A 20,499-nucleotide genomic window follows, 5' to 3' on the forward strand; every position below is an offset into this window, starting at 1 on the left:
TTGCATCCTTAATTCAATCTTCTCCGGCAAAGATAAGGAAACAGGCATGTGCTGACAGATATAAATCGGTTCCTGCCCCGGAAAAGCGAAACAGATAAGATAAATAATCGTAAGATGAAGACTTTTTTCAGGTTGCTGAGTTTGTCGAAGCCCTATCACCACTATGTTCCGGAATATATTGTGTATGTTATTCTGTATACGGTCTTCGGGCTGCTGAACTTTACACTACTGATTCCATTGCTAAACGCACTATTTGACATTGAAAAGCATGAGGTTGTCAGCCAGCTACCCGATTTTTCATTTACTGCAAAGTACTTCATAGATCTATTCTATTATAATATTAATGAGCTACTTATAAAGTATAATGGTAATAAGTTTGCGGTACTGGTATATGTCTGTACCGTACTTTTCATCACTATCATACTAAAAAATCTTTTCGGATATCTCAGTCAACGTACGCTCACTCGTGTACGGGTTTCCATGGTGCGAAGGATGAGGGAAAAGGTCTTTTACCAATACAGTCATCAGTCTCTGGGCTTTTTCCACAATGAACGTAAAGGCGACCTGTTGTCTGTTGTCAGCAGTGATGTGGTAGAAGTCGAAAACTCTGTGATCACCTCTATGCAAACCATCCTGCGTGACCCCCTGGTGATCATTTCCACGTTCGTAGCACTTTTCAACATATCAAGAGAGCTTACGTTTTTCGCTATCCTGTTCTTCCCGATATCTGGTCTGTTGCTCAGCTCTGTATCTAAAAAGTTGAAAAAGCAATCCACCGTAAGCCATGGACTACTCGGTAAAATATTGAATATCAGTGAAGAAACACTTTCGGGCATTCGTATTATCAAGGCATTTAATGCTGAAAGCTTCATTAACAGTAAATTTTCAGAAGACAACCAGGCATATGCAGACAATATCAAATCAATGCAAAACCGACGTGAGGCAGCCTCTCCCGTATCTGAGATCCTGGGAGTAATGGTGGTGATCGTCATCATGTTATATGGTGGTAATCTGATATTATCTGGCTCCAATGCACTGACAGCGTCCACCTTTATCGCCTACCTTGGATTCTTTTTCCAGATACTGGCACCGGCGAAATCTATGGGTACCGCTATTACCGCCCTACCTAAAGGACTGGCTGCTGGTGAACGTCTGCTGCGTATCATGGATGCACCTAATCCGATCAGTGATAAAGAAAATGCAGCTGCATTGGCTGGCTTCGAAAAAAATATTGAATTCAGCAATGTCACGTTCGCCTATAACGAGAAGCCTGTACTTAAAAACGTACAGCTCACTATCGACAAGGGCCGTATGGTCGCCCTGGTAGGTAAAAGCGGTGCTGGTAAATCTACGATGGCCGACCTGATCCCCCGTTTCTATGACGTAACTGGCGGTGCTATCCTCGTAGATGGTAAAGATATCCGTGACGTCAAAATGCATGATCTGCGTGCGCAGATAGGCATGGTATCGCAGGAGGCTATACTTTTTAATGACACAGTATTCAATAATATCGCCTTTGGACAGCCCGATGCAAACAGGGAAGAAGTGATCAAAGCCGCTAAGATCGCCAACGCACATGAATTTATTGCGCAACTGGAAAATGGCTATGACACACCTATCGGTGATCGTGGTATGAAACTGAGCGGAGGGCAGCGGCAGCGGCTGACCATAGCCCGTGCTATCTTCAAAAATCCACCTATCCTGATACTGGATGAAGCCACTTCCGCACTGGATACCGAGTCAGAAAAACTGGTGCAGGATGCACTGGACAGACTGATGGAAAACCGTACAACCATCGTTATTGCACACCGTTTATCCACTATCCAGCATGCCAATGAGATCATTGTAATGGACCAGGGCGAGATTAAGGAACGCGGTACACACGATGAGCTGATCACAAAAGACGGCATTTACCGGAAACTCGTGGAAATGCAGGAATTCAAATAACAGATCATTCGCAATTAAGCATACAAACAGGGGGTGTCTCGGTACCGAGACGCCCCCTGTTTGTATATCCCATATCGTTGAACTGACGGCAAACCCTCTCTGATCCGCTGTTTCCATTCATCATTATTAACCATTAATTAGCTCCGCCGGGGCTGCTATGGTACTATTTTTGCGGCCTTTTGGCCCTACATCCGTATGGTCTGTGATATTTTACCAGAGACTTATTATTCACACAAAACAAGCATTCACCTATGATTTCCATTATCATTCCGGTTCTGAATGAAGGGGCTACATTACGTCAGGTAATCAAAACCATCAAAAAGACGACAAGAAAAATTGAGATCATTGTGGTTGATGATAATTCCAATGACAATTCAGTAGAGCAGGCTTTGAAGGAAAATGTGCGTGTCATCACCAGTAGTCAGCGGGGTAAAGGTATATCCATGAGAGAGGGAATGATGGCGGCTAAGAATGATATTGTCATGTATGTAGATGGCGACATCCTCACCTATCCGGAGAATATAGTGGAATTACTGACAGATCCTATTGTGGATGGAAAAGCTGATTTCGTTAAATCCTATTTCGAGCGACAGGCGGGCAGAGTAACACAGCTGGTTGCCAAACCGCTCCTCAGTATTCTATTCCCGGAACTGGCTACTTTCAATCAACCACTTAGCGGCATGGTCGCAGCCAGAAAATCATTACTATCAAACGTACAGTTTGAAAATGACTACGGCGTGGATATCGGCCTGTTGATAGATCTGCATGTACAGGGCGCACGTATTACAGAAGTAAATATCGGCCGCGTCGAAAATGCCATGCAGACATGGGAGCAGCTGAGCAAGATGTCCAGAGAAGTATCACGTACAATTCTGCGTAAAGCAGAAAACATCCCGCAGGAGAACCTGGAAACACTGGGTAATATCAATATCATCCGCGAGCAAATGGAATATTCCATTCTGGAATCTATTGACAAACTCCATAAAATGGTCATCTTCAACCTGGATGAGACAATTTTCCGGGAAGACTACCTGATGGCAGCCGCTACAGAATTTGGCTTTGAGAGCACCTTGAAACAGATACGTGGACATTTCACAGATCCTATCACTGTCATTGAACACACTGCCACCCTTTTCCATGAAAGGAATCTCGCAGAACTACTGGAGGTAGCAGATGAGGTATCGCTGGTCCCTGATATTAAGGCTGTTGTACGTGAGCTAAAGAAGCGTGGATACACGGTTGGGCTTATTACAGATGGTTTCGAATGTGTAGCCCGCCATGTAAGGAATAAGCTGGGCATGGACTTCGTTTTTGCGAACAGGCTACATCTCTTTAATAGCGTGGCTACAGGAGAAGTGACTATTCCGGACTACTTCCTTTGCACAGATAAAAATGCACCTTCACAACCGCCGGTGTATTGTAAGAGCAATATATTAACCTATATTGCAGACAAATACCACGTTACACCACAAAATATTATATATGTTGGCAGTGGTGCTGATGGTAATGAGCTGTTGAAAGAAGCTGGAATCGGTGTCGCATTTGATGCAGTAAGTACAGAAGCAGAGAATATTGCAGATAAAATTATTCCCGGCCCATGGATGGAACCGTTGTTGCAGATAGCCCAGGCCAGTCCTGAGAAGTTTAAGCTTCGCTTACCAGCGATCAGCAAGAAACAGGCAAGACGGATCGGCGTAGGCAGCCTTATCGGATTAGCGTCCGCAGGTTTGGTTTACCTGGCGGCCAGGCAACTTACGAAACGAAAAAAACAAGAGGTCTCATAAAGATAGTCTCCTTGAAGCCCCTGTTTATTTACACTGGCGTTCCTTCTGACAAAGAGGGGACGCTTTTTTTATGGTCACATCACTCCTGATGTTGCTCTAACACAATAAAGATCACGCAGTGTAGTACTACGACACCTATATGCCGTAAATAACTGCCATGTCGCTATGGGCATTGACGCTGAGGAACATTGCTATCAATAAAAAAATCCTGATCTTCCCTCCGCAGTCACACACAGGCAATGCCATACTGTGCTTAACGGATTTTAGATCAGGATTCTTTCCTATGAGGATGTGTAATTCCTTATTTGCTTTTCGCCAGTTTCGCTTCGATACTCAGGGTTGCATGCGGTACAGCGCGCAGCCTTGCTTTATCGATGAGCTTACCGGTTACACGACAGATACCATAAGTTTTGTTTTCGATACGTACGAGCGCTTTCTCGAGGTGATCGATAAACTGGATCTGACGGCTGGCCATCTGGTTCAGCTGCTCTCTTTCCTGAGAACCACTGCCATCTTCCATGCTCATGTATTTGTTCTCAGTATCATCAGTACCTGCTTCGTCTTTACGAGTGATCAGGCCCTGCAGATAGACCAACTCCTTCTTTGCTGCCTCCAGCTTTTTCAGGATCAGTTCTTTAAATTCCTGCAGATCAGCATCACTGTAACGGTAAACAGGACCGGACGGCTGTTCAGGCTGATCGAGAACAGATTTAGTAAACTCTGGTTGGTAGGTTACTAATGTGGCTGCTTTAGATCCACCTTTTTTATCAGCTTTCTCAGTACGTTCTGCTGGCTTTTCTGCTTTCGCAGGAGCAGCCTTTTCAGCTTTCTGTACTTTTTCTGCTGGCTTTTTTACGGCGTCTTTAGCAACTACTTTTTCTTTATCGTCTTTTTTATTTACTGGCATTATTACTTCTTTTTCTTCTGGCTTGGAAATTAGTTTTTCTTTATCTGTAGTAACGCCGGGCGTCACCACTTTCTTTGTATCAGGCACTTTCGCGGAAGCGGCAGGCTTAGCAGAAGCTACTGCAGCTTTTTTTACTTCAGATTGAGGCACCGCCTGTGCTGCTACGGGTGCTTTCTTTACTACAGATTTACCTGACGAAGCCGCCTGAGTAACTGCTGATTTTTTGGCAACAACTTTTTGGGTCGCAGTTGGTTTGACCTGCTGAGTAGCAACTTTAGGCGCTGATGTTTTTGCGGTAGGCTTTGCTGTCGCTGACTTCTTCACTGCGGACTTTGCCACTACAGCTTTCTTGTCAGGAGGAGCTTGCTTTACCGATGCTTTTTTCGCCGGTGCTGCTGCTTTTTGGGTCTTTTTACTAGCAACTTTCTTACTTGTTGCCATGGGATTAGCTTTTTTTGTTAACTAATACGTTGAATGTCAGATCATTTACTTCAATTTCAATTCCATCCTGTAATTCCGGCACTAATTCCAGACTATCTGCCAAAATTTCCGTGCAAATATAGTCATTATAGTTAATAATCGCCGATTTCAAGCTCTCGATTACTGCCACTTTTACCTGTATTCTGTCAGTCAGTTCAAAGTCATTGTCTTTCCTGATTTTCTGAATACGGTTGACTAGTTCACGCGCATTACCTTCATCCAGCAATACTGGTGTAATAGTAATATCGAGCGCCACTGTAAGTGGGCCCTTATTAGCTACGGTCCAACCGGGAATATCTTCTGAGATGATCTCTACGTCAGATAACTGGATAGGCAGTTGTTCATCTTCAACCTGAAGGATAAATTCTCCGTTACGTTCGAGGGATGCGATATCGGCAGCAGAGAATGCATTGATCAAAGCAGCAACTGCTTTCATCTTCGCTCCCATCTTGCCACCCAGGGATTTATAGTTTGGCTTGATCTTTTTCTTGATGAAACCTTCCGTTTCCGTAAGATACTCAATACCTTTCACATTCACCTCACTTTTTATCAGATCCTCAATTTTTTCTATTTGATCTTTAATGTGAATGTTTTGAACGGGTATCAATATCTTTTGTAACGGTTGACGCACCTTGATATTAACCTTTTTTCTAAGTGACAGCACCAGCGAGGAAATATCCTGCGCAAGCTGCATCCTTTCCTCCAGGTCGGCATCAATTGCGGCCGAAACAACGGATGGGAAATTCATGTGATGAACAGATGCCTCCCCATGGCGACCACTCACGTTATTGAGGTTGCCAAATAACCAATCTGCAAAGAACGGAGAAACAGGGGCCATTAAACGGGCCAGTGTTTCCAGGCACTCGTACAAGGTCTGGTAAGCAGATATCTTGTCCTGTGCATACTCACCTTTCCAGAAACGGCGACGACACAAACGAACATACCAGTTACTCAGGTGTTCGTCTACAAAAGTCTGTATCGCCCTACCGGCCTGGGTAGGCTCGTAGTCGTCCAAAAATCCTGTAACGTCTTTTACCAGTGTATTCAGCAGGGATATAATCCAGCGGTCTATCTCCGGACGCTCTTCCAGTGGAACATATGCTTCCTGGAAAGTGAATTTGTCCAGGTTGGCATACATAGCGAAGAAATTATACGTATTATACAGGGTGGAGAACAATTTACGTTGCACCTCCCGGATGCCCTCTACATCAAATTTCATGCTATCCCAGGGAGATGCATTGGTAATAAGATACCAACGTGTTGCGTCCGCCCCATATTGTTCCAATGTAGCGAACGGATCCACAACATTACCCACACTCTTACTCATCTTGTTCCCGTTCTTGTCAAGAACAAGGCCATTCGATACAACTGTCTTATAGGCAACACTGTCAAACAACATCGTTCCCAGTGCATGCAGGGTATAGAACCATCCGCGGGTCTGGTCAACACCCTCGGCGATGAAATCGGCAGGGAAGTTCTGTGAGAAAGTCTCCTTATTTTCAAATGGATAATGCCATTGCGCATACGGCATCGCACCACTATCAAACCATACGTCTACCAGGTCTGGTTCACGATACATCAACTGACCTTCATGGTCGAAGATGAGGTTGTCAACCATTGGTTTATGCATGTCAACCTCTTCCAGAGATGCTTCTGTCACTGGTACGCAATAACTGCTTACCATGTCTGTCTGACTGAAATTAGCCAGTCCCAGATCCACCAATGTCACTTCCTCATTAGCTATCTTCTTCCTGATCTTCTCAATATTGATGACATTCTTTTCCTGCTCTTCCTTTGTAGCATTTGCAAACTGTGCATTATGTGCAGCGACACGTTTACTCAATGCGCTGTCTTCATTTAAGATGTCCGCCTTGAGCTCGTCTTTTTTCACAAATAATAGCGCGCCTACCAGTTCTTTCTTTGCACTCAGGCATTTCTGCACTGCACCTTCCGGACTATCCTCTTTCACAGCAACTGTTCTCCATACCGGCAGCGGCGTACCCCAGAAACGGCTACGGCTCAGGTTCCAGTCTACCAGGTTCTCCAGCCAGTTACCAAAACGGCCGGTACCAGTAGTAGCCGGTTTCCAGTTGATGGTCTTGTTCAGTTCCACCATCTTCTCTTTCACAGCAGTCGTACGGATAAACCAGGCATCCAGCGGATAATATAATACCGGTTTATTGGTACGCCAGCAGTGAGGGTAAGTATGTTCGTATTTCTCTACCTTGAATGCACGGTTCTCTCTTTTCAGTTTAACCGCGATATCAACATCTACGTCCTTATATTCCGGATCGCTTTTGTAATTCTTTACATAACGGCCACCAAACTCACCCACTTCATCCAGGAATTTACCCTGACGGTCTACCAGTGTCAGTATACCAATATTATATTTCTGTCCAACACGATAGTCATCCGCACCAAAGGCAGGGGCGGTGTGTACGATACCGGTACCATCTTCAGTAGTAACGAAGTCACCCAGTATTACACGGAACGGATCGCCGGATTCAGGCTGCACATAAGGCAGTAACTGCTCATAACGGATATTTTCCAGCTGGCTACCTCTGCACACAGACAGTATCTGCCATGGAATAACCTTGTCACCTTCCTTATAGGCGGCGAAATCGCCATCTTCACCTTCCGGCTTAAAGTATTTACCCAGCAGGTCCTTCGCCATCACCACAAACTGCGGCAGGTGAGTATATGGGTTGAATGTGCGTACGAGCGCATATTCAATATTAGCGCCCACAGTCAGACCCAGGTTAGAAGGAAGTGTCCATGGAGTGGTAGTCCAGGCCATGAAGAATACTTCCGCAGCCGGGTCTATTTTCCTCGCTTCTTCAAAGAGAAAAGCTGATTTATCAGATTCAATTGCTTTGAACTGCGCAACAACAGTCGTGTCTTTTACCTCTTTATAGCAACCTGGCATATTCAGCTCATGAGAGCTAAGACCCGTACCTGCAGCAGGGGAATACGGCTGGATACTTACGCTTTTATATAACAGGTTTTTTTTATACAATTCACTTAGACACCACCATAGTGACTCTATATAATTATTATCAAAGGTGATATATGGAGCGTTCAGGTCTACCCAATAGCCCATTTTACGGGTCAGGTCATCCCACTTATCTTTGAATTTTAATACCTCTGTGCGGCAGGCCTTATTATAGTCCTCAATGGAAATTGTTTTACCGATGGCCTCTTTAGTAATGCCGAGCATTTTTTCTACACCCAGTTCCACAGGTAAACCGTGGGTATCCCATCCACCTTTACGTTTTACCTGGAAACCGCTCATCGTCTTATAACGGCAAACCAGATCTTTTAAGGTACGGGAAATAACGTGGTGAATACCTGGCATACCGTTCGCACTCGGCGGACCTTCATAAAATACGAAAGGAGTGGCACCTTCGCGTATGGACACGCTTTTCTCGAAGGCCTGGATTTTCTCCCAGTTTGCCAATATATCCTTCTCTATCTGCGGTAAATTCAGCTGATTATATTCCTGATATTTGCTGGCCATAAAACAATTCTCCGCCCTTTGACGTTATTAAAAGTAGTTGATTAAAATTCTGCAAAGTTACGAATTTTACAGCAGCCTTGAAGAGACCGTGTTACGAAAAAGATGGTTTTGCTTTTAATTGTGGATTTTTTTTGTATTTTTACCGGGCATTAGTTCGTTGATTACTTTTTGGCATTGTTTTGGTAACTACGACGGAAGAATAAGTTGAAGAACTCAACCCAATTGAAAAACCATATCTGATTATTTATGAAAAAGTTAGTATTAATAATTTGTGTGGCATTCATATCTTCCGGCACAACTTTTGCACAAAAAAAATCAGCAAAAAAAACAAAGAAGGTAGTTGCGAAGAAAGAGGTAGTAGCTCCTGTGGCTGTAAAGGATGCGTTTCAGCAGAACTTTGCAGTAACAGACGCGAAGTGGTCAAAGAACTACAGTGGTCATTGGGTAGCGAACTTTACTAAAGAAGACGTAAAGACTACGGCCGAATATGACGCTGATGGTAAGTGGGTAGCAACCCGTAGTACATATGCAGCAGACAGGTTACCTGAAATGGTATCCTCTACGCTCAGATCTAAATATCCAACCGCTACTATTAAAGACGGCTGGAAAATAGAAAGATCAGATGTAGCTGCATATTATAAGGTTAATATTCAGGATAACGGTGTAGAGAAATCAGTGTTAGTAAATGAAGGTGGCACCGTATCAGAATAATAACCACATTAATTAGTATTTCATAGGTATAGGGATAAATAGGACAGACCCTGCTCTTTTGGGCGGGGTTTTCTTTTTTTTGTAACTACCATACTGTCACTCCCCAATACATAATGTCATAACCAGCGACTATCTGACGTAACAATAAAAAAACCGTCTCGTAAGACGAGACGGCTTTTATGTAATTACGGTAGAGAACTTACTAGACAAAATTGCACTTTTCCAAAAGGTCAAAATTGGTGTTGATGAGGTGCAAAAATTGATGGCTTTACTCTTTTTGCCCAGTAAGCTCTCTCCATGGTCAAATCTGATAAGGAAGCTTATAAGGAAGATCGGGATAGATATCTGCCGATCGTGATACAAAGAAACACCAATAATCCGGTTAGTGTTTTTGTATTCGGGAAAAGTAATGATCAAATCGGGAAAAAGCGGCAGACAACTTTCACATCCGGACAATAATCGCCAACACCTTAATAATCAATAAGATAAAATGTTACGTTCATAAAAAAAGCCTGACCGTTTCGGATCAGGCTTTTTCTTTTATTGGAAAAAATCATTCACATTTCCACTTATCTAAGTAACAATTCACAAGGTTTCAGGCCTGTATGTTTCTTGAATGCAGTAGAGAAGTGAGAAATACACGAGTACCCCATCAGGATGGCTACTTCAGAAACAGACATGCCTCTTTCGTATAACAGACTCTTTGCTTTCTCCATTCTTTCCTTCTGGAAATAATCATAGATCGTCGTACCGTACATCGCTTTGAACCCCTTTTTCAGGTAACATTCATTCATCGCCACACGACGGGCCAGATCACGGATAGTAATCGGCGCATCCAGCTGCTCCAGGAGAATATCCCTGGCTTTTTCTATCTTCTCACGATCTTCCAACTGTGTCAGGAAACGACAGCCAAAACGATCATCCGTATCATTCTGTACAAACTGATCAGAGCTGAACAATAACAATTCCAGCGCCTTGCTCTGCAGGAAGATGTTTTTCAGCGCACCATCATAATTATGGTGCACCATCTGCTCCAGTACTTCCTTGGATTTGGTGCTCGGCTGAATTGTCTTTACAAAAGGCTTGCGGGACTGCATATCAAAAAGGGTAGAATTAGTTGACCCTTTCTGCAGCGATTGTATGAAAGAAGGCTGAAATTTTACAGTGATCATGTCGATGGAAGGAGACTTCTGTACACAGTTGTCCCTATGCCCATCCGCACATACACGGTCGGTACAACCCGGATTCTGACAATATTTATTACCAGCTACACAATAGCGTAACTCTATAGCAGCTGTCTGTCCACGTTTGGCAGGTTGGTATACCACCATGGCAACATCTTCTACAGGCAACGGACGATCATACGTAAACCGCTGCAAAGAAAAATCGAGACAGTCCGGCACTGCAACAGTGTCACTTTCTGCCAGCTGCAGCTGATCGCTCATAGCGGGCTGCCTGATAGCCAATGCTAATATATCCTGTACCTCTTTCACGCCATTCGTTTGTTAAATCCATCACAAAAATAGGCATTCAAAATTTATTCAGAAGCGGTTTGACATTCAGGTTACAATTGCAAATGCCACCTAACTCTGTTAGAATGGCAAAATAAGATTACAGATCAACCACTTATAATTCATTGATGAATTTCAATATTTTTATGAGTGGTTGAAAAAAGACACCCACTTTCTATTTTCCAGTGACTCAGCATAAAGACAATGGTATGAATTTAGGCTATCTTGTATATGATGGAGAAACGATCAATATTTAAAAGACTCTGGGTAAAAATACTTTTGTCCTTCGGGATCCTAATCCTGCTGTTACTAGGCACCGCCTGGTTCATCGGACAACGATGGAACAAACAGATCCAGTGGCAGCTACGTGCCTATGTACAGGAAATGTCTGACAGTCTCTACACCCTCCGGTATAAAGAGCTGGCACTCAATCCGATCACTGGCAGTCTTACTATCGAAAAGGTAAGCCTGATAAGAGATCCTGACGTCTATAAACGCCTGCAGGAGCGTCAAAAGGCTCCCAAGCTGATTTATAGTTTTACGGCAGATAAGATCGACCTGAATTACTTCAGGGTATGGCGCTACTTTATTAAAAAAGAACTTAATGCCGGCTCGCTGATAGTCGATAACCCCATTGTCATGCTGGAATATAACATGTCCAACAAAGACACCTCCGCTCCCCGAAACGCTTATCAGAACATCTCTTCTAAAATAAAGTCGCTCTACCTGGGCACCCTCCGGTTTGATCATATCAACCTCAAATACACGGTTGTCAAACCTGATAGTGGTCTGGTTATGACACATCTTGAGGATCTCAGGGTACAGGTTAAGGACTTCCTGATCGACTCAATGGCACTGGAAGACCCGACCCGTTTTCTTTATGCGCGGAATTATGAATTTGGTTTGAAGGAGTACCGGTACCGTACGCCAGACAGCCTGTATTGGATGCATGTAAAGAATGTAGCGTACAGTGCTGAGGAACAAACGCTACGTATCGGGCAGTTTGCCGTGGAGCCGCGTTACAACAGGGCTCAGTTTGACATAAAAGCCAAAACACAGCGGGACCGGTTTGATATGCAGCTGAATGATATCGAATTGGCGCAGTTAAAGCCCCGCATGCTGCTGGAGCAACAGGTGATCTGGGCCAATAAGCTCACTATCAGCAGCGGAAACCTGGATATTTACCATAACCGGAAGTTACCCGATGGTCCGGGCAACAAGCTCGGGGGATATCCTAATCAGATATTCAAAAGACTGGCTATACCAATATATATAGATACACTGATTGGCAAAAAGACCGACCTACTGTATACAGAGATCAGTCCTAAGTCAGAAGAAGCTGGTAAACTGAGTTTTAAACATGTACATGGTACATTCCGGAATGTGACCAATATAGATAGCATGGTGGCCAAAAATCCAAACATTACGATCGATCTCAATGCGATCCTGATGAACAGTGGCAAACTGGCGGCCCATTTTGACTTCTCCATGCGGGATTCCAGTGGGCAATTTGGTGTATCAGGTCAGCTGAAAGATATGGACGGCCGGGAACTGAATCCTGTGCTGAAGCCCCTGGGGATGGTGGAAATCAAATCCTGTCAGATCCATGACCTTACATTTAGTATGACCGGCAATGAACGCCGGGCAGCCGGACGTGTAAAATTCCTGTATAGTAACCTGAAAGTGAATATTTTAAAGAAAGAAGACGGTTCACACGAATTTAAAAAGAAAGGGTTGATGAGCTTTCTGGCCAATGCCCTTGTTATAAAAGATGCTAACCCTGAAAAAGGGGAGACCCGTCTGGCTAATCCGAGATATGAGCGGGATATCAGAAAATCCTTCTTCAACCTCGTCTGGAAAACATTATTCACCGGTATCAAGGAAACTGCCCTGGGAGAAAATTCCCCCATCTGATTTCCGCAGGCGAAATTGTGGATATCAACAGTTCAAAAAGCACCTTTTAAATATGGAAATAAGGCTCAATTTTCGTATTTTTGCACAATTCACGAGGATTCAAATCTAAACACATTTTACACCCAAATATGAGCGAAGAATTAGTGCAAGCACCTACCCCTGCCAGCAGTGGCTATGATGCGGGTAGCATACAGGTATTGGAAGGCCTGGAAGCGGTGCGCAAGCGCCCGGCCATGTATATCGGAGATATTGGTATCAAAGGGCTGCATCACCTCGTATACGAGGTTGTTGATAACTCCATCGATGAGGCCCTCGCTGGTTACTGTAAAAATATCAGTGTAACGATCTGTGAAGATAATTCCATCATGGTAACGGATGATGGTCGTGGTATCCCGACCGGCATGCACCCTAAAGAAGGACGTTCCGCGCTGGAAGTGGTAATGACTGTGCTACACGCTGGTGGTAAATTCGACAAAAACACATATAAAGTATCCGGCGGTCTGCACGGGGTTGGTGTGAGCTGTGTAAACGCACTCAGTGACAAGCTCCAGGTAACTGTACGCCGCGAAGGAAAATTATTTGAGCAGGAGTACCAGCGGGGTGTCCCTCAGTATCCCGTTCGTGAGATCGGTGTTTCTGACACTACTGGTACCACCGTTCACTTTAAGCCGGACGGCGAGATCTTCAAGGAAACCACCTATAACCGTGAGATCCTGGCAGGTCGTCTGCGTGAACTGGCTTACCTGAACCGTAAGATCAGTATCATCCTCACGGACGACCGCGAAAAAGACGAAGCAGGTAACTCCATCTCCGAAACCTTCTACAGCGAAGGCGGTATCATCGAATTTGTACAGATGCTGGACCGTAACGGCCGCCGTAACGCACTGCTGCCTGACCCGATCTTCGTAGAAGCACACGATGCGAACAGCAATGTCGCAGTCGAAGTAGCCGTTGTATACAACGACTCATTCAGTGAAAATATCTTCTCCTACGTTAATAACATCAACACCATTGAAGGTGGTACACACGTAGCCGGTTTCCGCCGTGCTATCACCCGTGTATTCAAAAGCTATGGTGACAAGAATAAACTGTTCGAAAAGACCAAGATCGAAGTAACCGGTGATGACTTCCGTGAAGGATTAAGCGCCATTATCAGCGTAAAAGTACCAGAACCTCAGTTCGAAGGTCAGACCAAAACCAAACTCGGCAACTCCGACGTAATGGGTGTGGTGGACAGCTCCGTTGCTGGTGTACTGGAAGCTTACCTGGAAGAACATCCCCGTGAAGCCAAGATCATCATCAATAAGGTAGTACTGGCAGCACAGGCGCGTGAAGCAGCCCGTAAAGCACGCCAGATGGTACAGCGTAAAAGCGTACTGAGTGGTAGCGGCTTACCTGGTAAACTGGCTGACTGCTCTGAAAATGATCCTGAAAAATGTGAACTGTACCTGGTAGAGGGTGACTCCGCAGGTGGTACGGCTAAACAGGGACGTAACCGTAGCTTCCAGGCAATCCTGCCACTCAGGGGTAAGATCCTGAACGTGGAGAAAGCCATGGAGCATAAAATATATGAAAATGAGGAGATTAAAAATATCTTCACTGCACTGGGTGTAACCATCGGTACAGAAGAAGATGATAAGGCCCTCAACCTCTCTAAACTGCGCTACCACAAGCTGATCATCATGACGGATGCCGACGTGGATGGTAGCCACATCGCCACACTGATACTGACCTTTATATTCCGTTATATGAAGGCAATGGTTGAACAGGGTTATGTATATATCGCGCAGCCTCCACTGTACCTCGTAAAGAAGAACAAGGAGCAGATCTATGCATGGACTGAAGAAGACCGTAAAGCTGCTATCATGAAGATCGCAGGTGGTAAGGAAGACAGCGTAACCATTCAGCGTTATAAAGGTCTTGGTGAGATGAACGCAGAACAGCTGTGGGAAACTACCATGAACCCTGATAACCGTACCCTGAAACAGGTAACGATTGAAAGTGCGGCTGAAGCTGACCGTGTATTCAGTATGCTGATGGGTGATGAAGTTCCGCCAAGAAGAGAGTTCATCGAGTCTCATGCGAAGTATGCTAAGATCGATGCCTAGTCCTCGTCTATAATTAATAACGACATCCTTCATAGAAAGGGCCGTCCGCCATAAGCGGATGGCCCTTTTGCTTTGTAGCAAGGTCATCCTGTACCGGAACCTCACAATAGCCTACCTTAACGGCACCTGATCGGCTTACTAATACATCACTTCAAGGGCACCTAAAGGGCACTTCAATATCTCAGGGATATTGAAGTGCCCTTTAGGTGCCCTCGAAGTGATGTATTAGTACTCAGTTAGTATAATAATCTGACCGGTATAAACACCCGAAAACGTACGATATCCACCTTTCCCCTAACTACTTCCTTGTCAGTCCATTGCCCGCCCATTGCCGTTTTATTGCCTCATACCTGTTAAAAAACTTATAAATATTTTATTTAATTCATCAGAAACAGAGTAATTTGCAGTCCTATTTATCACTATACCTGAAAGAAACAACCTGTCCTATGAAACTCTACTCCCTTCTGGGGTTCCTGTGCCTCTGCCTCGTAACCTTCACCTCATGTGAAAAGGATAAAGCAGTACTGGCATCCGGTTCCTGTGACTTCAAATTTGATGGTGCTTCTTATACCGCTAATACTACGTATGGAGAAGTATTCGATACTACCGCAATTGGTAAAAAGGTATTACTGATACAAGGCCTGACCAGTAACCTGAATAGTGCGATCGCTATAATGGTGGTGTTCCCTGATACATTAAAGACGGGTACTTTTACGAATACAGACCATGCAAATGTCATATTCACCTCGTCTATATCTGGTGCAGAAGCATATGAAAGCAAAACAGTGTCAATAAAGATTACAAGCATAAATAGTAAGTATGCCGAAGGCACATTCGACGGCATTTTAAACAATGGCGAAAAAGAAAAGCCATTAACGGACGGAAAGTTTAAAGTAAACATTAATTGATCATCGTTTTTTTTTGAAATCTTTTTCCATCATGTCCTGCCTTTCAAGGCGGGACTTTTTTTTGGTTAATATCTGCCTATAGATAGTCAAGAATCATAAAAAGGTTAGCTCCCTTCCAATCTACATTTGGGTCATATCACTATAAGTCATTTGCGCAGATGACGGGATCAGTTATTTAGAGGGGAAATCACAAAAACCAATATCTAATCTCGTTGTATGAAAAGAAACGTATTTCACCTGCTGGCGTTGCTGGCGGGACTGCTACTCTATTCCTCAATATTTGCACAGACAAGAGGAGTAGAGGGAACAGTGACCGATGAAAAAAAACAGCCTGTCAGCTTCGCCTCCGTCATCGTTAAAGGCACATCCAAAGGGACAACCACCGCGCAGGACGGCTCGTTTAAACTGGATGTATCCCCTAATGCCATACTGGTTATCCGTGCTGTCGGATATACGGTTAAAGAGATTCCAATTGGTAATGAACAACACTTCAATATCACGCTCACAGAGAATGCCAGCGATCTGAATGAAGTGGTCGTAACTGCATTGGGCGTTAGAAAAGAGAAAAGGAACCTCACCTTCAGCGCACAGGAAGTAAAAAGCGATGAGATCCTGCGTGCCAGAGAACCGAATGTATTAAATGCGCTGACTGGTAAAGTAGCCGGCGTACAGATCACCAGTTCCTCCGGTATGCCTGGTAGTTCATCCCGTATAGTCATCCGCGGTATTACGTCCATTTCCGGAGAAAACCAGGCGCTGTTTGTAATGGATGGTGTTCCTATTAATAATGATGAAAGTGGCGGCACCTATAATGGCGGTTCAGGCACTAACAGGCTGGCAGATATAGACCCTGCTACTATTGAAAGTATCAATGTCCTGAAAGGCGCCGCTGCTACTGCACTATATGGTTCTGCCGGGGCACGTGGCGTTATACTGATCACCACTAAAAGAGGGAGTGCAGGACGTAAACCAACAGTCAGCATTTCGTCAGGATTGTCTTTTGAGAAGACTATCTATCCTGATCGTCAATACCTGTATGCTCAGGGAGACAAAGGTGTATTCTTTGATGGAGATACGCGAAAAAGCAGTACTTCCTGGGGCCCACGCATGGATACTTTAACTGCCAATGGACAAAAGGTTAAAGCACATCATCCGCTGGACGAATTTTTCAGAACTGGTGTTACATCTAACAGTACCGTCAGCGTCTCCGGAGGAGGGCCGACATCTAATTATTTTATGTCGTATTCCTACTTCGATCAGAAGGGTACCATTCCAAATACGTCATATGCCCGTCATAGTGCGTTCGCAAAATTCAGCACACAGATACTGGAGAATCTGAATGCTACCTTCCAGATGACCTATTCTACGGCCAATAACAAAAAAATGCCGGAAGGTTACGGACTCGAATCTCCTCTCTGGACTGTATTCTCCGCACCCGTGTCCTACGATCTCAAACCGGCACTGAATCCGGATGGTTCACAGCGCCTGTATCGCTATAGCCGTAACAATCCATACTGGGTGCTGGACAATGTGCTGAACACCACCGTTGTTAACCGATTCCTGCCTGTATTCACATTTGTATATACACCGTTTGACTGGCTCTCTGTAACTGAGCGCGCAGGTGCTGACATTTATACTGATCAGCAAAACTATCACGTGAACATGAACGATATTACTTATGCTACCGGGTTAACGTATAATACAAACAAGAACTTCAGGCAGTTCAACCATGACTTCATTGTTCAGCTGAGAAAACAATTCGATAAAACGAATGTAAGTCTGATGCTGGGTAACAACGTCTATTCCGAACACGGTGATTTCATGACCGTATTAGGTCTGGGACTGGCCAAGGCAGGCTACTACAACATGGCCAGCGCGTCTGCGATCACGTATACCGGCACAGAATACCTGCGCAGAAAAATAGGTTTCTACGCACAGGCTGAGGTAGATTATAACCGCATGCTGGTATTATCATTAACGGGCAGATACGATGGCAGTTCTGTATTATCCAGAGACAACGCCTACTATCCGTATGGCTCTGTTGCCGGCGGATTTATCTTCTCTGAATTATTCAGGGACGACAGACTGAAAAAAGCGATCAACTTCGGAAAGATCAGGGCTTCCTATGCTACTGTCGGTAATGATAATGTAAAACCGTATGCCACGACCACGCCTTACTATCAGGCTACGATCTATGGTGATGTGAGCAGTAACCTGACCTTCCCCTATAATGGACAGAACGGGTTTCTCATCAATACAGCTGTAGGTAATCCGAATCTGAAAAACGAATTGCAGAAAGAGTATGAACTGGGTCTTGAAATGAAAATGTTTGAAAGCAGGATAGGATTAGAAGCCTCCTATTTCAACAGACACATGTCACAGGGCATTGTTGAAAACATCTCTCTTGCCAATTCTACCGGCTACGCCAGCACGACCATCAACTCGGCGAAGATGTCAACAAAAGGGGTTGAAATATTATTGAACCTGACACCGGTAAAAACAAAAGACTTCAGCTGGGATATGACGATCAACTACACAAAGCTGAAACAACGTGTAGAGCAGGTGAGTGACAAACTGGGGCAAACCAGTATCGGTGGCATCTATGCGAAAAACGGTGAGCCATGGGGATTGCTGTTTGGAACTAAATACGCACGTACAGCAGATGGTCAGCTGCGCATCAATGATGCAGGTTTACCTTATGCCTCCGGTGAATTTGAAGCAGTAGGCAACATTACACCCGACTGGATAGGAGGGATCACCAATCAGTTCCGCTACAAACAATTCAACCTGAGTTTCTTCTTTGATACAAAACAAGGCGGTGACGTCCTCAACTCTGATGACGGATATGGCCTTTACTATGGCACTTCCAAACAGACAGAGAACAGGGCCGACAGGGTAGTGGCCGGTGTCAGTGACGCAACAGGTGCCCCTAATAAACAGGTAGTAACAGGACAGGCTTATTTCCAGCAGATCAGCGGTATTACAGAAGCCTTTATACAGCATGCATCTTATATCAAACTGCGTAACGTAAGCCTCTCATACACATTCAGCAAAGGTGCATCCAGACGCATTCCGTTCAAAGATGCCGCTATCGTGCTGACAGGCCGCAACCTGTGGATCCATAAAGACAAGAGTTTTACAGGCGGAGACCCCGAGGTGAACTCATGGGGCGCTGGTAACGGCGGACTAGGGGTATATACCTTCTCTGCACCAACCAGCCGTTCATTTGACTGCACTTTAAAATTCACGTTCTAGTAAATCACTCAACATGAAAAGACCATTCATTATAACGTCATTACTGGCCGTTTTAACGCTGTCAGCATGCAACAAGTTCCTGGACGTCAATTCAAATCCAAACGTGCCTTCTGACGTCTCTGAATCACTTTTACTGGCACCACTGGAAGCAAGTGTGTCACAATATATTGCTGCAGGCAATGCGGCTACATTGGTCAACCAATGGATGCAGAACTGTGTTCCCAATCAGCCGATGCCTAATACGGCAAATTATATGGTGACAAGTTCCAACTTTGATGACTTCTGGAACTCCTACTATGTCATCGTACTGAATAACCTGAGCATACTCGACAAACAGGCCACCGCCAATGGCAATCCGAAGTATGCCGGTATTGCGAAAGTACTGACCGCCTATACAATAGGCACTGCGACTGATCTTTGGGGAGACATTCCCTATTCAGAGGCATTTACAGGCACCGGCAATACAACACCTGTATACGACAAGCAGGAAGATATTTACAAAAGCATACAATCCTTGCTGGATGAAGCGATCACACAGCTGCGATCCGACGAAGGTAAAACGCCCGGCTCTGACGACTATTACTTCGCAGGTGATATGTCTAAATGGGTAAAAGTGGCCTACACACTGAAAGCACGTTACTACATGCATCTTACAGAAGCACCGGGATATGACGCTAAAACACAGGCCAACCTGGCATTGGCAGCACTCAGTAATGGCATGAGCAGTAATGATGACGACTGTGCATTCACTTACAATGGTACTTCTACTTCTTCCAATGCCTGGTACCTGCATTTCTATAACACATCTACGCTAGTGCTCTCTTCGCACTATGTAGATTCGCTGGTGAAATACGCAGATCCGCGGTTACCATACCTGGTAAGCAAAGCAGAGAATACAGGACAATATAACGGCAATGTGATTGGTACAGGTGCCGGCGCGTTACAGGACTTCTCAGTAGCCGGCAGCTTTTATGGAGGCATCGCTTCAAAAGTATACATCTTAAATACAGCGGAGGCCTTATTCCTCAAAGCAGAAGCCACCTACATCACAAGCGACTATACAGCGGCACAACCTATATTCAGGGAAGCCGTGACTGGTAATCTTGTTAAACTGGGTATTGACACCAACAGTGTGTCTGCAAAAACATTCCTTTCCAAAAGAGGAGTACTTCAGGCAAACAATGCCTTACAACTGATCATCGAAGAAAAAGCAACCGCTAATTTTCTTTCCATAGAAAACTATACTGACTGGAGACGTACAGGTTACCCTGCACTGAAAATGATACCTAATAACACGGTGACAAACCTGCCACGCAGATTCCTCTATCCGTTGAACGAGATCACGGCTAATCCGAGAGCGTTACAAACTGCGAAGCTGACGGATAAAGTATGGTGGGATAGCTGAGTGACTAAAGTATCACAATAAAAAAAGGGAGCATGCCTGATGGCTGCTCCCT

General features: G+C 44.6%; 11 protein-coding genes. 8 read left to right on the plus strand and 3 right to left on the minus strand.

The window, feature by feature from the left end:
- The first annotated feature begins 114 nt into the window (after window positions 1–114).
- Entirely contained in the window at window positions 115–1,947 is a 1,833-nt protein-coding gene (locus tag GWR21_RS17650) for an ABC transporter ATP-binding protein (RefSeq protein ID WP_162333023.1), read from the plus strand.
- Window positions 1,948–2,198: 251 nt separating this feature from the next.
- Window positions 2,199–3,731, plus strand: a complete 1,533-nt coding sequence (locus GWR21_RS17655; protein ID WP_162333024.1) for a glycosyltransferase — start codon at window positions 2,199–2,201, stop codon at window positions 3,729–3,731.
- Window positions 3,732–4,032: 301 nt separating this feature from the next.
- On the opposite strand, the gene GWR21_RS17660 is transcribed toward GWR21_RS17655, so the two are convergent.
- Both GWR21_RS17660 and ileS read right to left on the minus strand, forming a co-directional pair.
- Window positions 4,033–5,079: a TraR/DksA C4-type zinc finger protein gene (locus tag GWR21_RS17660; protein ID WP_162333025.1), complete on the minus strand. Its 1,047-nt coding sequence runs from the start codon at window positions 5,077–5,079 to the stop codon at window positions 4,033–4,035.
- Between the two features lie 4 nt (window positions 5,080–5,083).
- Window positions 5,084–8,635, minus strand: coding sequence for an isoleucine--tRNA ligase (ileS, locus tag GWR21_RS17665; RefSeq protein WP_162333026.1), 3,552 nt, complete (start codon window positions 8,633–8,635; stop codon window positions 5,084–5,086).
- Between the two features lie 246 nt (window positions 8,636–8,881).
- Here ileS and GWR21_RS17670 point away from each other — a divergent pair, with 246 nt between their 5' ends.
- On the plus strand, window positions 8,882–9,346 hold the full coding sequence (locus GWR21_RS17670) for a PepSY-like domain-containing protein (protein WP_162333027.1): 465 nt from the start codon (window positions 8,882–8,884) through the stop codon (window positions 9,344–9,346).
- 569 nt (window positions 9,347–9,915) lie between these two features.
- Here the strand turns inward: GWR21_RS17670 and GWR21_RS17675 are convergent.
- Window positions 9,916–10,839, minus strand: a complete 924-nt coding sequence (locus tag GWR21_RS17675; protein WP_162333028.1) for a helix-turn-helix domain-containing protein — start codon at window positions 10,837–10,839, stop codon at window positions 9,916–9,918.
- Window positions 10,840–11,088: 249 nt separating this feature from the next.
- Between GWR21_RS17675 and GWR21_RS17680 the strand changes: the two genes are divergently transcribed.
- The 5 genes from GWR21_RS17680 (at window position 11,089) to GWR21_RS17700 (ending at window position 20,447) form a co-directional block, all read left to right on the plus strand.
- Window positions 11,089–12,771, plus strand: a complete 1,683-nt coding sequence (locus tag GWR21_RS17680) for a hypothetical protein (RefSeq protein ID WP_162333029.1) — start codon at window positions 11,089–11,091, stop codon at window positions 12,769–12,771.
- A 128-nt stretch (window positions 12,772–12,899) separates the two neighbouring features.
- The gene (gene gyrB, locus GWR21_RS17685; RefSeq protein WP_162333030.1) at window positions 12,900–14,879 is read left to right on the plus strand and encodes a DNA topoisomerase (ATP-hydrolyzing) subunit B; all 1,980 of its coding nucleotides are present in this window, start codon (window positions 12,900–12,902) and stop codon (window positions 14,877–14,879) included.
- Between the two features lie 446 nt (window positions 14,880–15,325).
- The gene (locus GWR21_RS17690; protein WP_162333031.1) at window positions 15,326–15,787 is read left to right on the plus strand and encodes a hypothetical protein; all 462 of its coding nucleotides are present in this window, start codon (window positions 15,326–15,328) and stop codon (window positions 15,785–15,787) included.
- A gap of 216 nt (window positions 15,788–16,003) precedes the next feature.
- Window positions 16,004–19,042, plus strand: a complete 3,039-nt coding sequence (locus GWR21_RS17695) for a SusC/RagA family TonB-linked outer membrane protein (protein ID WP_162333032.1) — start codon at window positions 16,004–16,006, stop codon at window positions 19,040–19,042.
- A 13-nt stretch (window positions 19,043–19,055) separates the two neighbouring features.
- Entirely contained in the window at window positions 19,056–20,447 is a 1,392-nt protein-coding gene (locus GWR21_RS17700; protein ID WP_162333033.1) for a SusD/RagB family nutrient-binding outer membrane lipoprotein, read from the plus strand.
- Window positions 20,448–20,499 lie beyond the last annotated feature (52 nt).

Source organism: Chitinophaga agri, from assembly GCF_010093065.1.
Lineage (GTDB): Bacteria > Bacteroidota > Bacteroidia > Chitinophagales > Chitinophagaceae > Chitinophaga > Chitinophaga agri.